Here is a 22541-nt window from a genome sequence, read left to right as displayed (position 1 = left end):
GTGATCGTGCTGGCGGCCATCGCCGGCTGGGTGCTGCAGCAGGCCGACCGTTCCGCGCAGCAACTGGCCGCGACCGGCCAGTCGCTGATGCAGTCGCAACGCCTGGCCAAATCCGTTTCGCAGGCGCTGGTGGGCAGCCCGCAGGCCTTCCCGGACGTGATGGAGAGCTCGGGCTCGCTGGCACGCGACGTGCGCGCATTGAACAGCGGCGACAACGAACGCAACGTGCAGGCGCTGGGCGAGACGTTCAAGCCCGACCTGGAGGCCGTGACGCCGCTGATGGAGCGCGCCGAGCGCAACGCCAGCGTGGTGATGGGCCAGCAGAAGATCCTGACGCAGGTGGGCGACGCGCTTCGCACCATCAATCGCCAGTCGTCCGATCTGCTGGAAATCGCTGAAACGATCTCCTCGCTCAAGCTGCAGCAGAACGCCCCGGCCGCTGAAATCTCCGCCGCCGGCCAGCTGGTGATGCTGACCCAGCGCATCGGCAAGTCCGCCAACGAATTCCAGACCACCGAAGGCGTGAGCCCCGAGGCCGTGTTCCTGCTGGGCAAGGACTTGAACTCGTTCAAGGAAATCGCCCAGGGCATGCTGGACGGCAGCGCCGACCTGCGCCTGGCCGCCACCCGGGATGCTCAGACCCGAGAGCAACTGGAAAGCCTGATCAAGCTCTACGAACAGACGCGTTCGCAAGCCAGCGCCATTCTGGGCAACCTGCAAGGCCTGGTGTCCGCCCGTGAAGCGCAGTCCGCCATCATCGCCGACAGCGAACCCCTGCGCCGCCAGCTCGAAGGCCTGCAGACCAAGCTGTCGTCCCAGACGGGCCTGGGCGCCGGCCAGTTCGCCGCGCTGGCCATCGCCGGCCTGTTCGTGCTGCTGTGCGGTATCGGCATCTCGCGCGTCCAGCTGATGGACAGCCGCTCGCGCCAGGCCTCTGCCGAATCGCAGCAAAAGGACGCCCGCCGCCAGGAGCAGGAAGCCAAGCGCGTGAACGACGCCAACCAGGCCGCCATTTTGCGTTTGATGAACGAACTGCAGTCGGTCGCCGAAGGCGATTTGACCCAGGAAGCCACCGTGACGGAAGACATCACCGGCGCCATTGCCGACTCGGTGAACTACACGGTGGAAGAGTTGCGCCAGCTGGTGGGCAGCGTGCAGAACACGGCCACCCGCGTGGCACAGACGACGTCCCAGGTGGACAGCACCTCGACCGAGCTGCTGGCCGCTTCGACCGAGCAGCTGCGCGAAATTCGCGAAACCGGCCGCTCGGTGCTCGACATGGCGAGCCGAATCAACGAAGTGTCCACGCAGGCGCAGGAATCCGCCTCGGTGGCGCGCCAGTCGCTGCAAGCGGCCGATTCCGGCCTGCAGGCCGTGCAGAACGCCATCGGCGGTATGAATTCCATCCGCGACCAGATCCAGGACACCTCCAAGCGCATCAAGCGCCTGGGCGAATCGTCGCAGGAGATCGGCGAAATCACCGAGCTGATTTCCGACATTACCGAGCAGACGAACGTGCTGGCACTGAACGCCGCCATCCAGGCCGCATCGGCCGGTGAAGCCGGTCGCGGCTTCTCGGTGGTGGCGGAAGAAGTGCAGCGGCTGGCCGAGCGTTCCGCCGATGCCACGCGCCAGATCTCGGCGCTGGTGAAGGCCATTCAGACCGACACGCAGGATGCCGTGGCCGCCATGGAGCGTTCCACGCAGGGTGTGGTGGAAGGGGCCCGACTGTCCGACAGCGCCGGTACGGCCCTGACCGAGATCGACCGCGTGTCGCGCCGCCTGGCCGACCTGATCGAGCAGATTTCGTCCTCCACGTCCCGCGAAGCCGAACTGGCCAACGAAGTGGCCGACAACATCCAGCACATTTTTGCGGTGACCGAACAGACCGGCGAAGGCACCCGCACGACGGCCCAGCAGGTGCGCGAGCTGTCGCACATGGCTGAAGAACTGCGCCAGTCGGTTGCACGTTTCAAGATCGCCTGACGCGCGGACCCATCAACGAACTGGCTCGCGGAGCCGGGGACGAATCCATGTCATCTACTGACGCCGCAAACGCACCCGCCGCAGACTGGACCCAGGGTGAGCAGGACCTGGGTCCTCTTGCTTGGGTGCTCGATGAGTTGCGCAAGTCCCTCGACGGCGCCGTCAAGGCCATGCGCCGATTCGTACGCGACGCCGAACTGGCGCGCGAATCCGATCTGGCGTCGCTCGACGCCGGCACGTTGCGCATCGCGCGGCAGCAATTGCACCAGGCCAGCGGCGCGCTGGAGATGGTGGGCATGGGCCCGCCTGCACTCGTGCTGCGTGCCATGGAAGCGGCGGTGCAGAAGTTCGTGCACCGGCCCGAACTGTGCAGCGACGAAGCCGCCGGCGTGATCGAGCGCGCGAGCTTCGCGCTGGTCGAATACCTGGAAAGCGTGCTGGCGGGCAAATCCGTCTCCCCGGTGGCGCTGTTTCCCCAATACCGCGATGCCCAGGCGCTGGCGGGCGCGGAACGCGTGCATCCGGCCGACCTGTGGCCGGTGGAGCGGCGCTTTCGCGAGCCCGACTTCGCCGTGTCCGTGCCGCCGCTCGACTACGGCCCCGAGGCGCGTGCGCGGCTCGACTCGGCCGTGCTGCGCATCGTCAAGACGGGCGACCTGACTGCGGCAAGCGATCTGCGCGACATCTGCCTGGCCTTCGTGGCATCGCAGTCGGACCGCCAGTCGCGCGCGTTCTGGAAGATCTGCGCGGGCTTCTTCGAGGCGCTGTCCAAGGGGCGGCTCAACCCCGATCTGTACGTGAAGCGCGTGGCCTCCCGCGTGCTCATGCAATATGCCACCCTGGCCAAGGGCGATCCGACCATTGCCGACCGGCTGGTGCAGGACCTGCTCTTTTTCTGCTCCCAGGCGCGGCCGCTGGCGGCCAACGAACCCGCGGGCGATGGATCGGCGCTGCAGGCCGTGCGCCAGGCATTCGGCCTGGACCGGTTCAAGGCCGTGGATTACGAAACCCCCCGGTTCGGTCTGTTCGATCCGGCGCTCCTGGCCCAGGCGCGCAAGCGCATGTCGGCCGCCACAGAAACCTGGTCGGCCCTCGCAGGCGGCGACCGCAACAAGCTCAAGCCGGCCACCGACCAGTTCAGCCTGGTGTGCGATTCGCTGTCCAAGCTGCATCCGGGCAGCGACAGCCTCGCCAAGGCGCTGACCCGCGCCGTGGAGGTGACCACCCGCTCCGGAGAGCCCCCGTCGCCGGCCCTGGCCATGGAGGTGGCGACGGCAGTGCTGTACCTGCAGGCCACGTTCGAAGAACTGGACTCCGCGCACGAATACATGACGGACCGCGCCGCGCGTCTGGCGGAGCGCCTGGACAACGTGACCGCGGGCGGCGAATCGGCCCCCCTCGAGCCCTGGATGGAAGAGCTGTACCGCCGCGTCAGCGACCACCAGACGATGGGCAGCGTGGTGGACGAGCTCCGGTCCACGCTCGGCGAGGCCGAAAAGGCCCTGGACCAGTATTTCCGCAACCCGGACGACCTGTCCACGCTGGCGCCCGTGCCGGGTCGCCTGGCGCAGATGCGCGGCGTGCTGTCGGTGCTGGGCCTGGACCAGGCATCTTTGGCAGTGCTGCGCATGCGCGACACCGTGGAGCGTCTGCTGATCGGTCAGGTTCCCGCAGCCGAGCGCCAGCAGGTGTTCGAGAAGCTGGGCAGCAGCCTGGGGGCCCTGGGTTTCCTGATCGACATGCTGAGCTACCAGCGCACCATGGCGCGCAAGCTGTTCGTCTATGACGAAGAGCTGGGCGAACTGCGCATTCTCATGGGCCGCGCCCGTGGCCGTGCCACCGATGCGCCCGAGGAAGTGAACGCCAAGGTCGAAGAGCGCGGCCCCGTGGTCGCGCCCGAAATCGTTCCCCGCGTGGAGCCCGCGCCCAAGGTGGTGCAGGAGTCGCTGGGTGAACTGGCCCCGACGCTGGAAGAAGTGCTGGAGTTGCCTTCCTCCGCTGCGGCGCTGGCCGAGGCCCCGCCGGCCGCCATCGAACCCGTGGAGAGCCTTCCCCCCGCGCCTGCGGCGCCCGCACCGGCCCCCGTGGCGGCTGCCGATGCCACGCAGGACGACGAGGAAGACGAGCTGCTCGACATCTTCCTGGAAGAAGCGCGCGAAGTGGTGGCCAACGGCCTGGCCGCGGTCGACGCCCTGACGGCCAAGCCGGCCGACCTGAGCGAGCAGACCACGCTGCGGCGCGCGTTCCACACGCTCAAAGGCAGCTCGCGCATGGTCGGCCTGGATGCCTTCGGCGAAGCGGCCTGGTCGATGGAGCAGGTGCTCAACGCCTGGCTGGCGGAGCAAAAGCCCATGCCCCCGGCCCTGCTGCAGCTGTCCGGCGAGGCCTTGCGGGCCTTCGGCGCCTGGGCGGACGACATTGCCGCGGGCGATGCCTCGGCCTGGCACCCCCGGGCGTTCAACGCATCGGCCGAAGCCATGCGCGACACCGGCACCTTCCTGCCGTTGGCCGTGCCCTCGGCCGGTGGCGCCGTGGCCGAAACGCCGGCCGATCCGTCGCCGACCGTGGCCGAAAAGCTGCCGGAGCCCTTGCCCGAGATCGATCTGCCTGCCGAAACGCCGGAGTTGCAGGCCACCCCCGCTGCTGCCGAGACCATCGAGGCCGCCGAGGCCGTCGAACCCGCGACGGCATCCGTGCCGGCCCATGAGTTCGACCTGATCCTCGAAGACGAGCCGCCGATGCTCGACTTCGCAGACACCGAAATGCCGGAACTGGCCGGTGCCGAACCAGCGCCGCAAGAGCCTGCGCAAGCCGCCGCGCCCGAAATGGCCGAAGACATCGACTTTTCGGTGTTCGCCGAGGCCCTGGCGGAAGAATTGCCCCCGGTCTCCGAGGCCCCTGCGCAGGAGCCGGTGCAGGACGTGCCGCTGCCTTCGCTCGACGATGTGCTGGTGGACGCGGCAGAACCGGCGGCGCTGTCCGAACTGTCGCAGGCCGAGCTGGCCGATCTGGCACTGGACCTGCCCGAAGACCTGGCGGCCGAGGCCTTGCCCGAGCTGGCCTTGGATGACTCTCTGCTGGAAATGCCCGAACTGGAGTCCGACGCGGCAGGTGTGTTGCTGGACGCCGCCGCCCACCAGGACGATTTGGCAACCGAGCCAGAACCACAGGCCGAGCCCGAGCCCGAAATGGCCTCCGTGCGGGACATGGTCGAGGTCGTGGAGGCCATGGAGGACGGGGTCGAGGACGTGCCGGCCGAACCGGTGGCCGACGCCGACGCCGAAGCGGCCGCGCAGGACGAGGCGGTGAAGGTCATCGAGACCTTGCGCATCGGCATCCCTCTGTACAACGTGTACCTCAACGAGGCCGACGAATGGTCGCGCCGCCTGGCCACCTGCCTGCAGGAATGGGCGTTGGAACTGCACGAACTGTTGCCCGACACGGCCGTGGCCCTGGCGCATTCGCTGGCCGGCAGCTCGGCCACCGTGGGCTTCCATGCCCTGTCGGAAATGGCGCGTGCCCTGGAGCATGCGCTGCAGCACGTGCAGCTGCGCGGGGAAGGCACGGCCGATCAGGCCCGCGTGTTCCTGGCGGCGGCCGACGACATCCGCCGCCTGCTGCACCAGTTCGCCGCAGGCTTCCTGAAAGAGCCGAACCAGCAGGTGCTGGCCGAGCTGCGCGAGATTTTGCAGACCGAGGTCGGCAGCGGCCTGGCCGCGCTGGAGAGCGAGAGCGAGGCCCTGGCCGACGAGCCTGCGCAGGCCTTGCAGGAACTGCCCCCGGCCGAAGCACTGGCTGCCGAACCCGTGCAGGTGCCGGCGGTCGAGGAGACCGCCGAAGCCGACGTGCCGGGCGAAGAGACTTTGCCGGAACCGGTGCAAGAGGCCCAGACGGATTCCGCAGAGGCCCCGTCCGAGCCCGAAGACGTGCCTGCGCCGGTGGCCCGGGGCTACGTGGCGCCTGCGTTGTCGGTCGTGGTGTCCAACCCGTACGACGACGAGGTGGACGCGGCCATCGCCCATGCGGTGGCGCAGTCGTCCGATATCGACGACGACATCGACGCGCTGGACGTCATCGACCCGGACCTGTTCCCCATCTTCGAGGAAGAGGCGATCGAGTTGCTGCCGGTGCTGGGCGCCGCGCTGCGGCAGTGGGCCGCCCGTCCCGAGAACCTGGGCGCCCGCAGCGAACTGCTGCGCGCCCTGCACACCCTCAAGGGCAGCTCGCGGCTGGCCGGTGCCATGCGTTTGGGCGAGATGGCCCACCGCCTGGAGTCGGCCGTCGAGCAGATCGACGTCGAAGATCCCAAGGCGGAGCTGATCGAGCCCCTGCTGGCCAGTTTCGACGGCCTGCAGGCCAGTTTCGATGCGCTGCGCAAGATCGGCTCGCAAGGCCTGGCCGAGCCCGTGGCCGTGGCCCCGGTGCCCGCCTCCGAGCGGCAGGATTCGCCGCCATCGGTGCCGGCCTCGGCCGAGGCCCCCGAGGCACCGGTGCTGCAGAAGCTGCCCGCGGTGCGCCTGCCGGCGGCCTCGCAGCTCACCGCCGTGCGGCCCGTGTCGAGTCAGTCGGTGCGCGTGCGTGCCCAGCTGCTCGACCGGCTGGTCAACCAGGCGGGCGAGGTGATGATCGCCCGTTCGCGCCTGGATGTGCGCCTGGGGCAGATGAAGGGTTCCCTGGCCGATCTGTCGGGCAACCTGGATCGCCTGCGCCAGCAGCTTCGCGACATCGAGGTGCAGGCGGAGTCGCAGATGCAGTCGCGGCTGGCGCTGTCCAAGGATTCGGCCGCAGGCTTCGATCCGCTCGAGTTCGACCGCTTCACGCGGGTGCAGGAACTGACGCGCATGATGGCCGAGTCGGTGAACGACGTGGCCACGGTGCAGCGCAACCTGCAGCGTTCCATGGAAGGCGCGGAAGACGATCTGATCGCGCAGGGCCGCCAGGCCCGCGAGCTGCAGCGCGACCTGCTGCGCACCCGCATGGTGGAGTTCGAAGGCATTTCCGAGCGCCTGTACGCCGTGGTGCGCCAGGCGTCCAAGGAGACCGGCAAGCAGATCAAGCTGGACATCTCCGGCGGCTCCATCGAGATGGACCGGGGCGTGCTGGACCGCATGACGCCCGCCTTCGAACACCTGCTGCGCAATTGCGTGGCCCACGGCATCGAGGCCCCCGAGGTCCGGACGGCCGCGGGCAAGCCGGCGTCGGGCACCATCACGGTGGACCTGCACCAGGAAGGCAACGACGTCTCGGTCGAGTTTCGCGACGACGGCGCGGGCCTGAACATCGACCGCATCCGGGCCAAGGCCGTGGACCAGGGGCTGATCCCTGCGGACGCCGAGCTGAGCACGGCCGATGCCGCCAACCTGATTTTCACGCCGGGCTTCTCGACGGCGAACGAGATCACCGGCCTGTCCGGGCGGGGCATCGGCATGGACGTCGTCCGGGCCGAAGTCAACGCCCTGGGCGGCCGCATCGAGACCCACACCACGGCGGGGCAGGGCACTTCCTTCCGCATGGTGCTGCCGCTCACCACGGCCGTGACGCAGGTGGTGATGCTGCGCGCGGGCGACCTGACCATCGGCGTGCCGGCCAACCTGGTGGAGATCGTGCGCCGCACGACGGCCAGCGAGCTGGATGCCGCTTACCAGCAAGGTGCGTTCGAGGACGGCGTGGAGGCCTTGCCGTTCTTCTGGGCAGGTGCCTTGCTGCAGTCTTCGCAGCGCAGCAGCGAGACCTCGGGCAAGACCCGTCCGGTGGTGGTGCTGCGCAGCGCGTCGCAGCGCATCGCGGTGCACGTGGACGAAGTGCTGGGCAACCAGGAAGTGGTGGTAAAGAACCTCGGGCCGCAGCTGTCGCGCCTGCCAGGTCTGGCGGGCATGTCGGTGCTGGCCTCCGGTGCCGTCGTGCTGATCTACAACCCTGTGGCGTTGTCCACGGTGTACGGCGACCAGGTGCGGGCCCAGCTGGCAGCGCTGTCGGCGCCGGCCGGCGGTGCCGAAGCGCAAGGCGGCGGCGATGGCGAGCGCAAGGCGGCGGTGCCAGCCCTGTCGGCGGCCAGCCAGGTGCCCCTGGTGCTGGTGGTGGACGATTCGATCACGGTGCGCCGCGTCACGCAGCGCCTGCTGCAGCGCGAAGGCTACCGCGTCGTGCTGGCGGCCGATGGCCTGCAGGCCCTGGAGCGGCTGCAGGAAGAGCGCCCGACCGTCGTGCTGTCCGACATCGAAATGCCGCGCATGGATGGCTTCGACTTGGCCCGGAATATCCGTGCCGATGCGGTGCTGCGCGACCTGCCGATCATCATGATCACCTCGCGCATCGCGCAAAAGCACCGCGAGCATGCGGCCGAACTGGGGGTGAACCACTACCTGGGCAAGCCGTATTCGGACGAGGAGCTGCTGAGCTTGGTGCAGCACTACGCGCGGGCGGCCGCCGAAGCGGCCGTGGCCTGAGCCACCCCGCTGCCACCGCCATGAGGGCCGCTTCCGAGCGGCCCTTTTTCTTTTCATCCAGAGCGCCGGCCGCACCACCAGATCAAGGTGGCTGTCGGCATGGTTGCGCGCTGTCTCGCCCAGGCCATTGCACCGCCAGTCGCCGCCGCCGGGTCAGTCCTTTGCGGCCTTGACCACCCCGTACCGCGCGAGCGTGCGTTGCCGCGCCTCGTCATGGTCCACCACCGGGCGGGGGTAGTCCTTGCCAAGCACCACGCCCGCCGCCTGCAGCTCCAGGGGAGCCGCCGTCCAGGGCGCATGCAGCGCCTTGCCCTGCAGGCCCGCCAGTTGCGGCAGATAGCGGCGGATGAATTGGCCGTCCCGATCGAACTTCTCGCTCTGGCTCACGGGGTTGAAGATGCGAAAGTAGGGCTGGGCGTCGCAGCCGCTGGAGCTGGCCCATTGCCAGCCGCCGTTGTTGGCCGACAGGTCGAAGTCATTCAGCTTCTCGGCAAAGTAGCGCTCGCCCCATCGCCAGTCGAGACCCAGGTCCTTGGTGAGAAAGCTGGCCACCACCATGCGCAGGCGGTTGTGCATGTAGCCCGTCTGGTTGATCTGCGCCATGGCGGCATCGACCAGCGGGTAGCCCGTGCGGCCCTCGCACCACGCGGCGAACAGGGCTTTGGCGTGGGCGCCGCTTTCCCATTCGATCGCATCGTAGGCCGGCTTGAAGCTGGCGCCCGCCACGTGGGGGTGGTGGGCGAGGATCTGGAAGTAGAAGTCGCGCCAGATCAGCTCGCTCAGCCAGGTGGCGGCCCCGGCGCTGCCTTTGCGGCTGCGTTCGTGCGCCGCGCGTGCGGCCACCCGGGGCGACAGCGTGCCGAAGCGCAGGTGCACGCTCAGGTAGCTCGGGCCCTTCACCGCCGGGAAGTCGCGGGCCTCGCCGTAGTGGTCGATGCGGCCGAGGAAGTCCTCGAACAGGGCCTGCGCGCCCTGCATGCCCGTGGGCAGGTGCAGTGACTTCAGGCCCGTGGGCTCGAACCCCAGCGACTGCAGCGACGGCACCCCGCGGCGCAGGCCCGCAGGCCTGGGGGCCAGCCGGGCGGCGTGGCGCTCGACGGGGTAGGAGCTCAGGTAGAAATCGTCGGCCTTGCGCAGCCAGGCATTCTTGTAGGGCGTGAACACGGTGTACGGCGTGCCCGACTGGGTCAGCACCTCGGCGCGTTCGAAGATGCTGTGGTCCTTGAAGGTGAGCAGGCGCTTGCCCATGCCATCCAGGGCGCCGCGCACGCGTGCATCGCGTTCGAGTGCCAGCGGTTCGTCGTCGTGGTTGGCGAACACCGCCTGCACGTCCAGTGCCTGGGCGAGCGCGGGAATGTCCTGGTGGGCGATGGCGTGGCGCACGATCAGGCCGCCATGCGGGTCCTTGGAGAGCGCCCGCAGGGCCTCGTCCAGCTCCACCAGGGATTCGCGGATGAACTCCACGCGCCGGTCCGCGCGGGGCAGGGCGTCGAGGATCTCGCGGTCGAAAATGAACGCGCAATGCACCTGCGCGCACTGGCGCAGGGCGTGGTACAGGGCGGCGTGGTCGTTGCTGCGCAGGTCGCGGCGGAACCAGACAAGGCCCGATGAAAAGGTGTGCTCCATGATCGTCGTTAAAATTGTCAAATGCCTGCCGATTCTGCGCCCATGAACCTGACGCACCATTTCTTGATCGCCATGCCGGGACTGGAAGACGCGTCGTTTGCCCGCAGCGTCGTGTACCTGTGCGAACACAGCGAGCGTGGTGCGCTCGGCCTCATCATCAACAAACCCACCGACATCAGCCTCAAGGGGCTGTTCGACAAGGTCGATCTGTCGCTGCGTCGCGCCGACCTGTCCCAGGAGCCCGTCTTCCAGGGCGGCCCGGTCCAGACCGAGCGCGGCTTCGTGCTGCACGAACCCATGCTGACCGACAGCGTGGACACCGACGAATCGGCCTATGCCTCCACCATGACCATTCCGGGCGGGCTGGAGATGACGACCTCCAAGGATGTGCTCGAGGCCCTGTCCACCGGCGCTGGCCCGCGCCGCGTGCTGGTCACCCTGGGCTACTCGTCCTGGGGCGAGGGGCAGCTCGAATCCGAACTGGCCGAGAACAGCTGGCTGACCGTGGGCGCCGACCTGTCGGTGATCTTCGATACGCCGGTGGGCGAGCGCTACGACCGCGCCCTGGGCCTGCTGGGGCTGCAGTCCTGGATGCTCTCGCCCGACGCGGGGCATGCATGAGCGGCACGCCCGCCGCCGCTCCCTCCGCCCCGCTGGCCGTCCCCGCGCATTTCCAGAGCTTTCTGGCGCTTGACTTCGGTCTCAAGCGCACCGGGGTCGCCGTGGGTTCGCGCCTGCTGCGCACCGCCACCCCCCAGGCCACGATCCGCGCCGAAGGCGATGCCCGCTTCGCGCAGGTGGCCGAGCGCATCCGCGAATGGCAGCCCGATGCGCTGGTCATCGGCGTGCCCTACCACCCCGACGGCGCGAGCCACGAGAACACCGCGCGCGCCCTCAAGTTCGCTCGCCAGCTGCGCGGGCGCTTCGGCCTGCAGGTGTTCGAGGTGGACGAGCGCTACAGCACCACCGAGGCGCATTCGACCGGCGCCCGCGATGCCGACGCCGCCTCCGCCTGCATCATCCTGGAGCAGTTTTTGAGGAATCTTCCATGAGTGCCACGCCCCCCACGTCCCCACCGCCCACCCCGGGCACCCTCGCGCTCGACGCCGAAGCGCTGTACCGCGAGCTGCTGCGCGGCGTGCGCAGCCTGCGCACCGCCAACACCCAGCTGGCGGGCATCGCCTCGGGCGGTGCCTGGCTGGCCGAGCGGCTTCAAAAGGACCTGGGCCTGCCGGGCGAGGCGGGCGTGCTGTCGTCGGCCATGCACCGCGACGATTTCTCGCAGCGCGGCATGGCGGTGAGCGCGCAGACGGCGCTGCCCTTCGACGTGAACGGCGCCGACATCCTGCTGCTGGACGACGTGCTCTACACCGGCCGCACCATCCGCGCGGTGCTCAACGAACTGTTCGACTACGGCCGCCCCGCCAGCGTGCGGCTGGCCGTGCTGGTGGACCGGGGCGGGCGCGAACTGCCGGTGCAGGCCGAATTCGCCGCCGCCCGCGTGGCGCTGCCGGACACGCAATCGCTGGCGCTGGCCCGAACCGAGGCCGGCACCTTCCACTTCCAAGTCCAAGAGGCCTGACGGTGCTGTACAAGCGCAACCCCCAACTGAACGCCAACGGCGAGCTGATCCACCTGCTGTCCATCGAGGGCCTGCCCAAGAGCATCGTCACGCACATCCTCGACACCGCGGCCAACTTCGTGTCGGTGAACGACCGCGAGGTCAAGAAGGTGCCCCTGCTGCGCGGCAAGAGCGTGTTCAACCTGTTCTTCGAAAACAGCACGCGCACCCGCACCACCTTCGAGATCGCCGCCAAGCGCCTGTCTGCCGACGTGATCAACCTGGACATCGCGCGCAGTTCGGCCAGCAAAGGCGAGTCGCTGCTGGACACCATTGCCAACCTCTCGGCGATGGCCGCCGACCTGTTCGTGGTGCGGCACAGCGAATCGGGCGCGCCCTACCTCATCGCGCAGCACGTGGCGCCGCACGTGCACGTCATCAATGCGGGCGATGGCCGGCATGCCCACCCCACCCAGGGGCTGCTGGACATGTACACCATCCGCCACTACAAGAAGGATTTCAGCAACCTCACGGTGGCCATCGTGGGCGACGTGCTGCATTCGCGCGTGGCCCGCTCCGACATCCACGGCCTCACCACGCTCGGCTGCGCCGAGGTGCGCGTGGTGGGCCCGCGCACGCTGGTGCCGACCGACATGGCCCAGATGGGCGTGCGTGTGTGCCACACGCTGGAGGAGGGCATCAAGGACGCCGACGTGGTCATCATGCTGCGCCTGCAGAACGAGCGCATGAGCGGCGCGCTGCTGCCGTCCAGCCAGGAATACTTCAAGAGCTTCGGTCTCACGCCCGAGAAGCTGCAGCTGGCCAAGCCCGATGCCATCGTCATGCACCCGGGGCCCATCAACCGCGGCGTGGAGATCGACTCCGCCGTGGTGGACGGCAAGCAGAGCGTGATCCTGCCGCAGGTCACCTTCGGCATCGCGGTGCGCATGGCGGTGATGTCGATCGTCGCTGGCAACGAGGCGTGATCGTTTGCTATGAAATTTATAGCTATATGCCCTAGTGATATCTGCGCTGGCGGCCTTTTTTTGCTTAAAACCATGAAGATACTGATCCAGAACGGCCGCGTGATCGACCCTGCCAGCGGCCTCGACCAGACCGGCGATATCGCGCTGGCTGCGGGGCGGGTCATCGCCGTGCAGCGGGTGCCCCGCGACTTCACGCCCAACCGCGTGATCGACGCCACCGGCTGCATCGTGCTGCCCGGGCTGGTGGACCTGGCGGCGCGGCTGCGCGAGCCGGGCCACGAGCACGAGGGCATGCTCGAATCCGAAATGGCGGCGGCCGTGGCCGGCGGCGTGACCAGCCTGGTGTGCCCGCCCGACACCGACCCCGTGCTGGACGAGCCCGGCCTGGTGGAGATGCTCAAGTTCCGCGCCGAGAAGCTGCACCAGGCGCGCCTGTTTCCCCTGGGCGCGCTCACCCGCGGCCTGGCCGGCGAGGTGCTGACCGAAATGGCCGAGCTGACCGAATCCGGCTGCGTGGGCTTCGGCCAGGCCGACGTGCCGCTGGCCAGCACCCAGGTCACGCAGCGCGCGCTGCAGTACGCCGCCACGTTCGGCTACACGGTGTGGCTGCGCCCGCAGGAACTGCACCTGGGGCGCGGCGTGGCGGCCAGCGGGCCGCTGGCAACGCGCCTGGGCCTGTCGGGCGTGCCCGTGGCGGCCGAGACCATCGCGCTGCACACCATCTTCGAACTGCTCAAGACCACGGGCGCACGCGTGCACCTGTGCCGCATCAGCAGTGCGGCGGGCGTGGAACTGGTGCGCCGCGCCAAGGCCGAGGGCCTGAAGGTGACCTGCGACGTGAGCATCAACTCCCTGCTGCTCACCGACACCGACATCGGCTTCTTCGACAGCCGCGCCCGCCTGTCGCCGCCGCTGCGCCAGCAGCGCGACCGCGACGCCCTCCTGGCCGCGCTGGCCGACGGCACCATCGATGCGCTGGTGTCCGACCACACCCCGGTGGACGAAGACGCCAAGACCCTGCCGTTCGCCGAGGCCGAACCTGGCGCGACTGGTCTCGAACTGCTGCTGGGCATCGCCCTCAAGTGGTCCGCCGACCACAGCGTGCCGCTGGCGCGTGCGCTGGCCACCGTCACGTCGGAACCCGCGCGCGTGCTGGGCAGCGCCCTGGGCACGCTGCAGGCCAGCGTGGGCCAGATCGTGGAAGGCGGCGTGGCCGACCTGTGCGTGGTCGATCCCGCCGCGGCCTGGACCGTGGAGGCCGGTGCGCTGCGCAGCCAGGGCAAGCACACGCCGTTCTCCGGCTACGAACTGCCTGGCCGCGTGCGCTGCACCCTGGTGGGCGGGCAGATCGCCTTCGAGCGCGGCAGCGAGTGAGCGTGCGCACCGCCGCCACCGGGCCCGCGGCATGAAGCGCCAGGTCCGCGCCGCATGGCGCCTGGTGCGCGTGCTGGTGCATCTGGTGACCGGGCTGGGCACCGTGGCGCTGCGGTTTCCCCGCATGCCGGAAAGCGAGCAGCACGCGCGCGTGCAGGCCTGGTCGCGGCAGATGCTGGTGCACGCCGGCATCACCCTCGACGTGCGCGGCACGCCCGCGCCCCATGGCCCGGTGCTGCTGGTGGCCAACCACCTGTCCTGGCTCGACATCACCGTCATGCATGCCGCGCGGCATTGCCGGTTCATCTCCAAGTCGGACGTCAAGGGCTGGCCGCTGGTGGGCACGCTCGCCACGGCGGCCGGCACGCTCTACCTGGAGCGCAGTTCGCGCCGCGATGCCGTGCGCATGGTCCGGCTGATGCAGGAAGCGCTGGCGCGCCGCGAGGTGCTGGCCGTGTTTCCCGAAGGCACCACGGCCGATGGCACCGCGCTGCTGCCTTTCCACGCCAACCTGCTGCAGGCCGCCGTGGCCGCCGACGCCCCCGTGCAGCCAGTGGGCCTGTGTTTCGTGGAGCGCGCCACCGGTGCGCCGACCACCGCGCCCAACTATGTGGGCGACGACACCCTGGTCGGCTCCCTGTGGCGCACCTTGACCGCAGACGCCTTGGTGGCGGTGGTGCACTACGGCCCGCTGCAGCAGGCGCAGGGCCGCGACCGCCGCGCCTGGGCCGATGATCTGCGCCACGCCGTGGACGCCCTGCGCCGCCCCTGAGCCACGTCCCCAGGCACGCCTGCCGGTATCGCAGCCATCGGCGGCTGCGCCAGTGTCGGTGTCAGTGGGTGCGGGCCGGGTCTTCCAGCGGCAGGAGCCGGTTGGCGATCTGCGTGGACTTCACGATGGACGTGCTCGTCGTGGCATACGGCGCGAGCTTGCCCAGGCAAGGGTCCAGCGCGTCGATGTCGCGCAAATAAAGCCGGCAGAAGAATGCGTCGTCGCCCGTGACCTTGTCGCATTGCACGACTTCGTCGATTTCACGAATCACCTGCTCGACCCGGGATAGCTCTCCGGGCAGCGGGCGGACCCGCACGATCGCTGCAATCGGAAACCCAATGGCCTTGGGCGATACCTGGATGGAAAATTTCTCGATCACTCCCTGGTCGATCAGTCGCTTGATCCGTTCGGCGCAACTGGGCTGGGACAGGCCGACCCGCTCGCTGAGCGCTTTCACGGTGGTCTTGGCGTCTTCGTGCAAGGCGCTCAACAGATTCCGATCAATGTTGTCCATATTATTCAAATGAGGTAACAGCTAAAAATATCTAATTTAATTAGGATGATTGGCATTTGAATCTCATTTTTTGCATTCCTCTCATTCACTCCCCCTTATTAGAATGGGTGCCGTTTCAGCAGAGGGGCAATATAAGCGACCTGGGGCGAAATCGGAGGCGCGATTTTCTCCGGGCTTATGCGGATCGGGCATGGCTTATTGCGTGCCAGGAATGCTGCTGGACTTTCCATGTGGCGTGCTGCCGGCGGCCGGCTCGCGGCAAGGCGACATTTGCCGCCGCGAATCGACCGCGGTGCCGCCTTTTCAATGCAGAGATCAAATGATTCAACACCAGCTCAAGACACACGGTTACTGCCAATTCATCCCCGAGATCGAATGCGATCCCGGCGAACTGAAAATCCTGCACCAGGAGTTCGATGGCCTAGAGCACGACCCCTACGCGCCTGCGCAGGTCCAGCGGTTCCGGCGGTATGGCAACGGGATCATCCTTCCGTGGGACGACCAGGCCGACATCCATTGGATTCCGACGGTGCGGGACGACCAGGGCGCCCGGCTGTCTGGCTACGATCAGGGCGGCAACAACCCGGAGCACCCCGACATCCGGTACTTTCACGCCCTGAGCGAGGCCGCCAAGGCCACCGATTTCCTCTGCGATCTGGTGAAGAAGGATTTCTCGCACACCTTCTGGTCGGAGGCCGACCGCCGTGCACCCATCTACTTCGGCGTGCATTTCGTGAAGCTCCGGTCCGGGTCATCGTCCGACCTGGGCATCAGCTCACCCGACTGCTTCCACCAGGACGGCGAGCCCTTCACGTTCGCCCATCTGATGCGCCGCACGAAAAGCACCGTGGGCGGCACCAATTACATCGGTACGGTGGAAGCGCGTGGCCTCGGGCTGCACGAAGTGCCCAAGGAGCAGGTCATCGCGGAATTCGAACTCTCGCAGTTTCTCGAGAGCTTCGTGGTGCATGATCCGCGCGTATCCCATTATGTGACGCCCATTCGTCGAAAAGAAAATGAAATGGGTGACGGAGAGCGCTGCGTTATACTCATCGACTTTTCCAGAATGAGGCAGAGCATTTAAGCCATGGGTGTTTTTTATTCCTTGCTCCCGATCGTGCTGGCGCTGGTGGGCGGTTTCCTTGCCGGGAAAATCATTCCGCCCCGATTTTGCAAGCGGCTGATCGGTTGGATATTGCCCCTGGTCTGGCTGCTGCTTTTCCTGATCGGCGTGGAGTTTGGCGAGGTCATTCTTTCTGCGCAATCGGTCGGGCAGGTGGTCAGGACGGCCGTGATCTTCGCCCTGCTGACCACCCTGGTGCCCTGCGGACTGATTTTTGCAGCCGGCATTCGCAGCAGCGGCACGGCGGGCGCCAAGGCCGGCAAACTGGGCTTTCACACCATCTGGCCGCCGCTGAAGGAGTGCTGCATCGCCCTGTCCATGGTGGCGCTGGGCAGTGCCCTGTTTTTCGTCAACCAGGCGTATCTGGCCGGTGCCCTCTGGCTGCCATCGAGCTCCGCCATCCTGCTGGCCTTGATCGTGTTGGTGGGCATCGACCTGGCCCACGTCAAGCTCAGCTCCCACTGGTTTTCATGGGCCGTGCTGTCGGTGCCGGTGCTGGTGGTGATCGGATCGTTCGTGGGTGCGGCCGCGGCCTCCTGGGCCACGGGCGAGGCCATGAGAACCTCGCTGGCGCTGTCGAGCGGCTTCGGCTGGTTCACCCTGTCGAGCGTCATGGTGGGGCACCACCTCGGGCAGACCTATGGGACCATGGCGCTGATGACCGACTTGTTCAGGGAGCTGATAGCAATCGTCGCGCTCTACGCCATTGGCCGCTACCAGCCCGCGATCGGCATCGGCAGCGCAGGCGCCACGGCACTGGACTCCACGCTGCCGATCGTCAAGCAGGCCTGCCATCCGGATGCGGTCCCGCTGGCCCTGGTGAGCGGCTTCATCCTCACCATCCTGGCCCCCGTCTTCATCGCCTTCTTCCTGTCGTAGACGGCCGCTGTTCGCCTTGGATGGGGCGAGGCAGGCCGCCGCCACCATCGACGCGCCCGTCGCGGGATCAGGCCCGCGGAAACGCCACCACGTGGTCCACCTGCGGGCGAATGCCGATCCACTCGCCCACGGCGTGGTCGTGGTGGCTCGGCACGTGGGCCATCACCGTGAGGCCGTCCCGCAGCTGCAGCGTGTACAGGAACTCCGAACCCCGGAACGACTTGCGGACGATGCGCGCCTGCACGGGCGAAGCGTCGTCGTGCACCACATCGTCGGCCCGCAGCAGCACGTCGCATTCCCCGCCGGGGTAGCTCGTGGGCAGGGGGCACTCGGCCGCATCGGTCAGGTCGCCCAGCGGCGTGCGGGCCACCACGTTGTCCCCGCGCTGCTCCAGCGTGGCCGGCGCGAACACCCCGTGGCCGATGAAGTCGGCCACGAAGCGCGTGGCCGGGCGGTGGTAGAGCGCGTAGGCATCGTCCCACTGGTGCAACTGGCCGCTTTCCATCACGCCGATGCGGTCGCCGATGGCAAAGGCCTCCAACTGGTCGTGGGTGACGAACAGCGCCGTGGCGCCGGCCGCTTTCAGAATGCCGCGCACCTCGTGCGCCAGGCGCTCGCGCAGGTCCACGTCCAGGTTGGAAAACGGTTCGTCCAGCAGCATCAGCTGCGGCCGGGGCGCCAGCGCGCGGGCCAGCGCCACGCGCTGCTGCTGCCCGCCCGACAGCTCGGCCGGGTAGCGGTTCAGGAACATGTCGATGTGCAGCCGCTCGGCCAGGGCGCGCACGCGCTCGGCGATGCCTTTGTCGCCCCGCAGCTTGAGCGGCGAGGCGATGTTGTCGGCCACCGTCATGGAGGGGTAGTTGATGAACTGCTGGTACACCATGGCCACGTTGCGCTCGCGCACGGGCACGCCGGTCACGTCCACACCATCCACGCGCACCGTGCCTTCGGTCGGCTTGTCCAGCCCCGCCATGATGCGCATCAGGCTGGTCTTTCCCGCCTGCGTGGCGCCCAGCAGAACGGTCACCGCGCCGCTTTGCAGCGCCATGTCCATGCCATGCAGCCAGGTCTGGGCCCCTACCCGCTTGTTGATGCTCTCAAGTGCCAGCTGCATGCAGCTACCCCATTTCTGCGACCCGAACCGCAGCGCAGAGCGCGCACGGCCAAGTCTTCGTTGTTCGATTGCGATCATTTTTGTTGTTTTGTGATCGTTTTGAATCAAGGTTTACCCTTGATTGATTCGTTTTTGTTCGCTTGGCGCTGGTGGCGCGCCCCGCCCCACCGTCAGCGCGCCGTGCAGCGAAAGACCGTCTGCAGCGAGGGCGATGGCCAAAAAACAGCGTCTCCAGCGCACTCCGTCCTCTGGAGGTTCCGGGTTTTCCCCTGTGTCGCAAACGCCCTGCTCGGTATTCACACCCTTTACCGCTTGAAACATTGCCCCTAGTCTCGGGCTTCATCCACGAGCGTCGGCGGTGTCGGCGGCGCTCCCGTCCAATTTCGTATCTGGGAGATGTCATGAACAAAATGCGTGTGCTGTCGGTGGCTGTTCTTACCTGTCTATCGTCGGTCGCCATGGCACAAAGCACGTCGGGCATGGCGGGCAGCAGCAGCCTCAACATGTACGGCATCGTGGACCTGGGCGTCAGCCATGTGACCGGCGGCCCCGGCGGCAACCAGACCCGGCTGATCAGCGGCAACATGGAAGGCTCGCGCCTGGGCTTCAAGGGCAACGAAGACCTGGGCGGTGGCTACCGCGCGATCTTCACCATGGAAGCGCGGATCGAGGCCGATACCGGCGACACCAGCAACCGCCCCGTGTCCCTGGGCCAGTTGCCCGACCGGCTGAGCACGGCCACCTCGCTGGGCCTGCCAGCGGCCCTGCAGCCCGCGGTGACCGCCGTGGCCAATCAGATCGGCTCCAACATCGGCGTCAACCTGAACAAAACCTTCTTCGACCGCCAGATATTCAGCGGTCTGGTGACCCCTTTCGGCGCCTTCACGTTCGGCCGCCAGTACACGCCCGGCTACCTGGCCACCGGCAACTTCGATGCGATGAAGACCGAGTCCAGCCTGTCCCTGGGACAACTGGTGGCGATCCCGAACTCGTTCGACATCCGGGTCAGCAACTCGATCCAGTACGCCCTGCAAAAGGACGGCCTCACCGCCACCGCCATGTACGCCGCCGGCGAGGTGGCGGGCAAGCCGAGCGCGCGGCGCCTGCTTGGCATCATGGCGATCTACAAGGGCGACGGCTATTCGTTCGGCGGCGGCTACAACACCCGCAACAACGAACTGGGCGAAAAGTCGCTCACCACCGGCATCGTGGGTGCCACGCTGGACATCGGCCCGGGCACGCTGTCCGGCCAGTACGCCGTCATCAAGGACGACCACCCGAGCGACCTGTCCACCATCGCCGCGAGCCTGTCGGCCAACCCGGCCACGGCGCCGGTGGCGGGCCTGGTGCAGAACGCGTTCATCCAGGGCTTCAAGCAGGACGCCCGCCTGTTCCAGGTCGGCTACCGCATCACCAGCGGCGTGCACACGGTGACCGTGGCCTACAACAACATGAACGACAAGCGCCTGTTCAATGCCGACCGCTACTCCTACGGCGCGGCCTACACCTATGCGCTGTCCAAGCGCACCGACGTGAGCGCCGTGCTGACGCACCTGGAAAACAAGAACACTTCGCAGGACTTTCTGGGTGGCAACGGTTTCATCGGAGGCGTGGCGGCCTCCCCAGGCAAGGACGTGAACAGCATCGCCTTGTCGATTCGCCACCGGTTCTGACGCGCTCCGCAGTCTTCCAAGAGAAGCCTTTGGCCGCCAAGACAAATCCCCCGCAAGGGGGATTTTTTTCGTCCGGGGCCACCGAAAACCTTGCGGGGCACCGACCGCGGCGCCCTCCGCCTCGGCGTTCGATCCGGATCGGGATTGTTGCTTCTTGATCGTTTCCCATCAAGGTTTACCCTGGAACTGTTCGTTTTGGTTCGCTTTAAAGTCAGGCAGTCCCGCTGCGGACCCTGCGCTGTCATTTCTTTTCGATTTCGCTTCGCCACCCGAATCCTTTCCGTGAACACCAACCCCCGCCAACTGCGCCTGCTCGAAGAGGTCCGCTCCCGCCAATCCGCCACCGTGGAGGAGCTGGCCGACACCTTGGGCGTGACGCTGCAGACGGTGCGGCGTGACGTGCAGCGGCTGGCCGAACTGGGGCTGGTGAGGCGGTTCCACGGCGGCGTGCGGGTGCCGACCTCCACCGTGGAGAACCTCGGCCATACGCAGCGCGAAACGCTGCATGCCGACGGCAAGGCCCGCATCGCGCGCGCCGTGGCGGCCCAGGTGCCCAACGACTGCTCGCTGATCCTCAACATCGGCACCACCACCGAAGCCATCGCCCGGGCGCTCATGCACCACCGCGGCCTGCGCGTCATCACCAACAACCTGAACGTGGCCGCCATCCTGAGCGGCAAGCCCGACTTCGAAGTCATCGTGGCCGGCGGCGTGGTGCGCTCGCGCGACCGCGGCATCGTGGGCGAAGCCGCGGTGGATTTCATCCGCCAGTTCCGGGTGGACATCGCGCTCATCGGCATCTCCGGCATCGAGTCGGACGGTACGCTGCGCGACTTCGACTACCGCGAGGTGAAGGTGGCGCAGACCATCATCGCCCAGGCCCGCGAGGTCTGGCTGGCCGCCGACCACAGCAAGTTCAGCCGCGCGGCGATGGTGCAGGCCGCCACGCTGGCGCAGATCGGCCGGCTGTTCACCGATGCGCCGCCACCCGAGCCCTTTCCCGCGCTGCTGCGCGATGCCGGCGTGGACTGCACCGTCGCTGGATGACGCCCCCACCGCCCTGCGGCACCCTGCCGGCCCTCTCCCTCCAGAATCCACCATGACCTATTTGCTCGCCCTCGACCAAGGCACCTCCAGTTCCCGCAGCATCGTGTTCGACGAGCGCGGCCACATCGTCGCGCAGGCACAGCTGGAACTGCCGCAGATCTACCCGCAGCCCGGCTGGGTGGAGCACGACCCGCGCGAGATCTGGCGCACCCAGCTGGCCACCGCGCGGCAGGCCCTGGCCCAGGCGAATCTGAAGGCCGGCGACGTGCGCGCGCTGGGCATCACCAACCAGCGCGAGACCACGGTGCTGTGGAACCGGCGCACCGGCGAGCCCGTGCACCACGCCATCGTCTGGCAGGACCGCCGCGCCGAGCCGCTGTGCGCCGAGCTGCGCGAGCGCGGCCTGGCCGGCACCATCCAGGCCAAGACCGGCCTGCTGATCGATGCGTATTTCTCGGGCACCAAGCTGCGCTGGCTGCTGGACCACGTGCCTGGCGCGCGCGCCCAGGCCGAGCGCGGCGAACTGGCCTTCGGCACCGTGGACAGCTGGCTCATCTGGCAGCTCACGCAAGGCCAGGTGCACGTGACCGACGTGAGCAACGCCGCGCGCACCATGCTCTTCAATGTGCGCACCAACCAGTGGGACGACGAACTGCTGGAGCTGCTGCAGATCCCGCGCGCCCTCATGCCCGAGGTGCGCCCCTCCAGCGCCCACTTCGGCGACACCCACCCCGAGCTGCTGGGCAGCGCCCTGCCCATCGGCGGCGTGGCCGGCGACCAGCAGAGCGCGCTGTTCGGCCAGGCCTGCTTCAAGGCCGGCATGGCCAAGAACACCTACGGCACCGGCTGCTTCATGCTGATGCACACGGGGCAGAAGTTCCAGACCTCCACCAACGGCCTGCTCACCACCAGCGCGGCCCAGATCGGCACGGCGCCGCCCGGCGTGGCCTCGCTCAGCCTGGCCGGCAGCACGCCCGAGTTCGCCATGGAAGGCAGCGTGTTCGTCGGCGGCGCCGTGGTGCAGTGGCTGCGCGACGGCCTGCGCGCCATCTCGGCCAGCAACGAGGTGCAGTCGCTCGCCGAAAGCGTGCCCGATTCGGGCGGCGTGATGATGGTGCCCGCCTTCACCGGCCTGGGTGCGCCCTACTGGAAGCCCGACGCGCGCGGCACCATCACCGGCCTCACGCGCGGCACCACGCTCGCCCACATCGCGCGGGCGGCGCTGGAGAGCATCGCCTACCAGAGCGCCGCGCTGCTGCAGGCCATGAGCCGCGACGCCGTGGCCGCCGGCGGCGCGCCGGTGAGCGAGCTGCGCGTGGACGGCGGCGCCTGCGTGAACGACCTGCTCATGCAGTTCCAGGCCGACCTGCTGGGCATTCCCGTGGTGCGGCCCGCGGTGATCGAGACCACGGCGCTGGGCGCGGCCTACCTGGCCGGCCT

The 22541-nt window shown here is 68.0% G+C and carries 16 protein-coding genes; 13 read left to right on the top strand and 3 right to left on the bottom strand.

What is annotated here, in order from left to right; all coding sequences use genetic code 11:
• Together AC27IQ_RS07990 and AC27IQ_RS07985 are read left to right on the top strand one after the other, a co-directional pair.
• Positions 1-1986, top strand: a 1986-nt coding sequence (locus AC27IQ_RS07990; RefSeq protein ID WP_487089146.1) for a methyl-accepting chemotaxis protein, incomplete at its 5' end; no start/stop codon positions are given.
• 47 nt (positions 1987-2033) lie between these two features.
• A complete protein-coding gene (locus tag AC27IQ_RS07985; protein WP_487089145.1) occupies positions 2034-8432 on the top strand; it encodes a hybrid sensor histidine kinase/response regulator in 6399 nt (2132 codons plus the stop codon).
• A 153-nt stretch (positions 8433-8585) separates the two neighbouring features.
• Here AC27IQ_RS07985 and AC27IQ_RS07980 read toward each other — a convergent pair whose 3' ends face one another.
• The gene (locus tag AC27IQ_RS07980) at positions 8586-10058 is read right to left on the bottom strand and encodes a cryptochrome/photolyase family protein (protein ID WP_487089144.1); all 1473 of its coding nucleotides are present in this window, start codon (positions 10056-10058) and stop codon (positions 8586-8588) included.
• Between the two features lie 21 nt (positions 10059-10079).
• Between AC27IQ_RS07980 and AC27IQ_RS07975 the strand changes: the two genes are divergently transcribed.
• From AC27IQ_RS07975 to AC27IQ_RS07950, 6 genes are all read left to right on the top strand, one after another.
• Positions 10080-10679 carry a YqgE/AlgH family protein gene (locus AC27IQ_RS07975; RefSeq protein WP_487089143.1) on the top strand — a complete coding sequence of 200 codons (600 nt, stop codon included), beginning with the start codon at positions 10080-10082 and terminating at the stop codon, positions 10677-10679.
• Positions 10676-11110, top strand: coding sequence for a Holliday junction resolvase RuvX (ruvX, locus tag AC27IQ_RS07970; protein WP_284405335.1), 435 nt, complete (start codon positions 10676-10678; stop codon positions 11108-11110). Before AC27IQ_RS07975 ends, ruvX begins: the two co-directional genes overlap by 4 nt.
• On the top strand, positions 11107-11640 hold the full coding sequence (pyrR, locus tag AC27IQ_RS07965) for a bifunctional pyr operon transcriptional regulator/uracil phosphoribosyltransferase PyrR (protein WP_284405336.1): 534 nt from the start codon (positions 11107-11109) through the stop codon (positions 11638-11640). The genes ruvX and pyrR overlap by 4 nt, the downstream gene beginning before the upstream one ends.
• Positions 11544-12605 carry an aspartate carbamoyltransferase catalytic subunit gene (locus AC27IQ_RS07960; RefSeq protein ID WP_487089147.1) on the top strand — a complete coding sequence of 354 codons (1062 nt, stop codon included), beginning with the start codon at positions 11544-11546 and terminating at the stop codon, positions 12603-12605. Before pyrR ends, AC27IQ_RS07960 begins: the two co-directional genes overlap by 97 nt.
• A gap of 72 nt (positions 12606-12677) precedes the next feature.
• On the top strand, positions 12678-13979 hold the full coding sequence (locus AC27IQ_RS07955) for a dihydroorotase (protein ID WP_487089142.1): 1302 nt from the start codon (positions 12678-12680) through the stop codon (positions 13977-13979).
• Positions 13980-14010: 31 nt separating this feature from the next.
• Positions 14011-14751 (top strand): lysophospholipid acyltransferase family protein, encoded by a 741-nt coding sequence (locus AC27IQ_RS07950; RefSeq protein WP_284429410.1) that lies wholly within the window; start codon positions 14011-14013, stop codon positions 14749-14751.
• Positions 14752-14812: 61 nt separating this feature from the next.
• Here the strand turns inward: AC27IQ_RS07950 and AC27IQ_RS07945 are convergent, their stop codons facing one another.
• A complete protein-coding gene (locus AC27IQ_RS07945; RefSeq protein ID WP_284429409.1) occupies positions 14813-15265 on the bottom strand; it encodes an Lrp/AsnC family transcriptional regulator in 453 nt (150 codons plus the stop codon).
• 211 nt (positions 15266-15476) lie between these two features.
• Here AC27IQ_RS07945 and AC27IQ_RS07940 point away from each other — a divergent pair, with 211 nt between their 5' ends.
• Both AC27IQ_RS07940 and AC27IQ_RS07935 read left to right on the top strand, forming a co-directional pair.
• Positions 15477-16349, top strand: a complete 873-nt coding sequence (locus AC27IQ_RS07940) for a 2OG-Fe dioxygenase family protein (protein ID WP_487089141.1) — start codon at positions 15477-15479, stop codon at positions 16347-16349.
• A 3-nt stretch (positions 16350-16352) separates the two neighbouring features.
• On the top strand, positions 16353-17267 hold the full coding sequence (locus tag AC27IQ_RS07935; RefSeq protein ID WP_487089140.1) for a LysO family transporter: 915 nt from the start codon (positions 16353-16355) through the stop codon (positions 17265-17267).
• A 67-nt stretch (positions 17268-17334) separates the two neighbouring features.
• Here the strand turns inward: AC27IQ_RS07935 and AC27IQ_RS07930 are convergent, their stop codons facing one another.
• Positions 17335-18381, bottom strand: coding sequence for an ABC transporter ATP-binding protein (locus AC27IQ_RS07930; RefSeq protein ID WP_487089139.1), 1047 nt, complete (start codon positions 18379-18381; stop codon positions 17335-17337).
• Positions 18382-18782: 401 nt separating this feature from the next.
• Here AC27IQ_RS07930 and AC27IQ_RS07925 point away from each other — a divergent pair, with 401 nt between their 5' ends.
• The 3 genes from AC27IQ_RS07925 to glpK all read left to right on the top strand — a co-directional run.
• Complete coding sequence (locus tag AC27IQ_RS07925; RefSeq protein ID WP_487089138.1) at positions 18783-20054, top strand: porin; 1272 nt, start codon at positions 18783-18785, stop codon at positions 20052-20054.
• Between the two features lie 282 nt (positions 20055-20336).
• Entirely contained in the window at positions 20337-21101 is a 765-nt protein-coding gene (locus AC27IQ_RS07920) for a DeoR/GlpR family DNA-binding transcription regulator (protein WP_284394152.1), read from the top strand.
• 52 nt (positions 21102-21153) lie between these two features.
• Positions 21154-22541: glycerol kinase GlpK (gene glpK / locus AC27IQ_RS07915; protein ID WP_487089137.1), on the top strand; the 1388-nt coding region annotated here is incomplete at its 3' end.

It is taken from the genome of Acidovorax sp. KPB24-07, from assembly GCF_057543315.1.
The sequence above is the reverse complement of the archived record's forward strand: the minus strand, read 5'-3'. Positions and strand labels throughout refer to the sequence as shown.

What these genes read in the sequence shown, in the direction of transcription:
- AC27IQ_RS07985 (WP_487089145.1), top strand. Translation starts at nt 2,034, where the DNA reads ATGTCATCTACTGACGCCGCAAACGCACCCGCCGCAGACTGGACCCAG.
- AC27IQ_RS07930 (WP_487089139.1), bottom strand. Translation starts at nt 18,381, where the DNA reads ATGCAGCTGGCACTTGAGAGCATCAACAAGCGGGTAGGGGCCCAGACC.
- AC27IQ_RS07955 (WP_487089142.1), top strand. Translation starts at nt 12,678, where the DNA reads ATGAAGATACTGATCCAGAACGGCCGCGTGATCGACCCTGCCAGCGGC.
- AC27IQ_RS07950 (WP_284429410.1), top strand. Translation starts at nt 14,011, where the DNA reads ATGAAGCGCCAGGTCCGCGCCGCATGGCGCCTGGTGCGCGTGCTGGTG.
- ruvX (WP_284405335.1), top strand. Translation starts at nt 10,676, where the DNA reads ATGAGCGGCACGCCCGCCGCCGCTCCCTCCGCCCCGCTGGCCGTCCCC.
- AC27IQ_RS07980 (WP_487089144.1), bottom strand. Translation starts at nt 10,058, where the DNA reads ATGGAGCACACCTTTTCATCGGGCCTTGTCTGGTTCCGCCGCGACCTG.
- AC27IQ_RS07935 (WP_487089140.1), top strand. Translation starts at nt 16,353, where the DNA reads ATGGGTGTTTTTTATTCCTTGCTCCCGATCGTGCTGGCGCTGGTGGGC.
- AC27IQ_RS07925 (WP_487089138.1), top strand. Translation starts at nt 18,783, where the DNA reads ATGAACAAAATGCGTGTGCTGTCGGTGGCTGTTCTTACCTGTCTATCG.
- AC27IQ_RS07975 (WP_487089143.1), top strand. Translation starts at nt 10,080, where the DNA reads ATGCCTGCCGATTCTGCGCCCATGAACCTGACGCACCATTTCTTGATC.
- pyrR (WP_284405336.1), top strand. Translation starts at nt 11,107, where the DNA reads ATGAGTGCCACGCCCCCCACGTCCCCACCGCCCACCCCGGGCACCCTC.
- AC27IQ_RS07945 (WP_284429409.1), bottom strand. Translation starts at nt 15,265, where the DNA reads ATGGACAACATTGATCGGAATCTGTTGAGCGCCTTGCACGAAGACGCC.
- AC27IQ_RS07940 (WP_487089141.1), top strand. Translation starts at nt 15,477, where the DNA reads ATGCTGCTGGACTTTCCATGTGGCGTGCTGCCGGCGGCCGGCTCGCGG.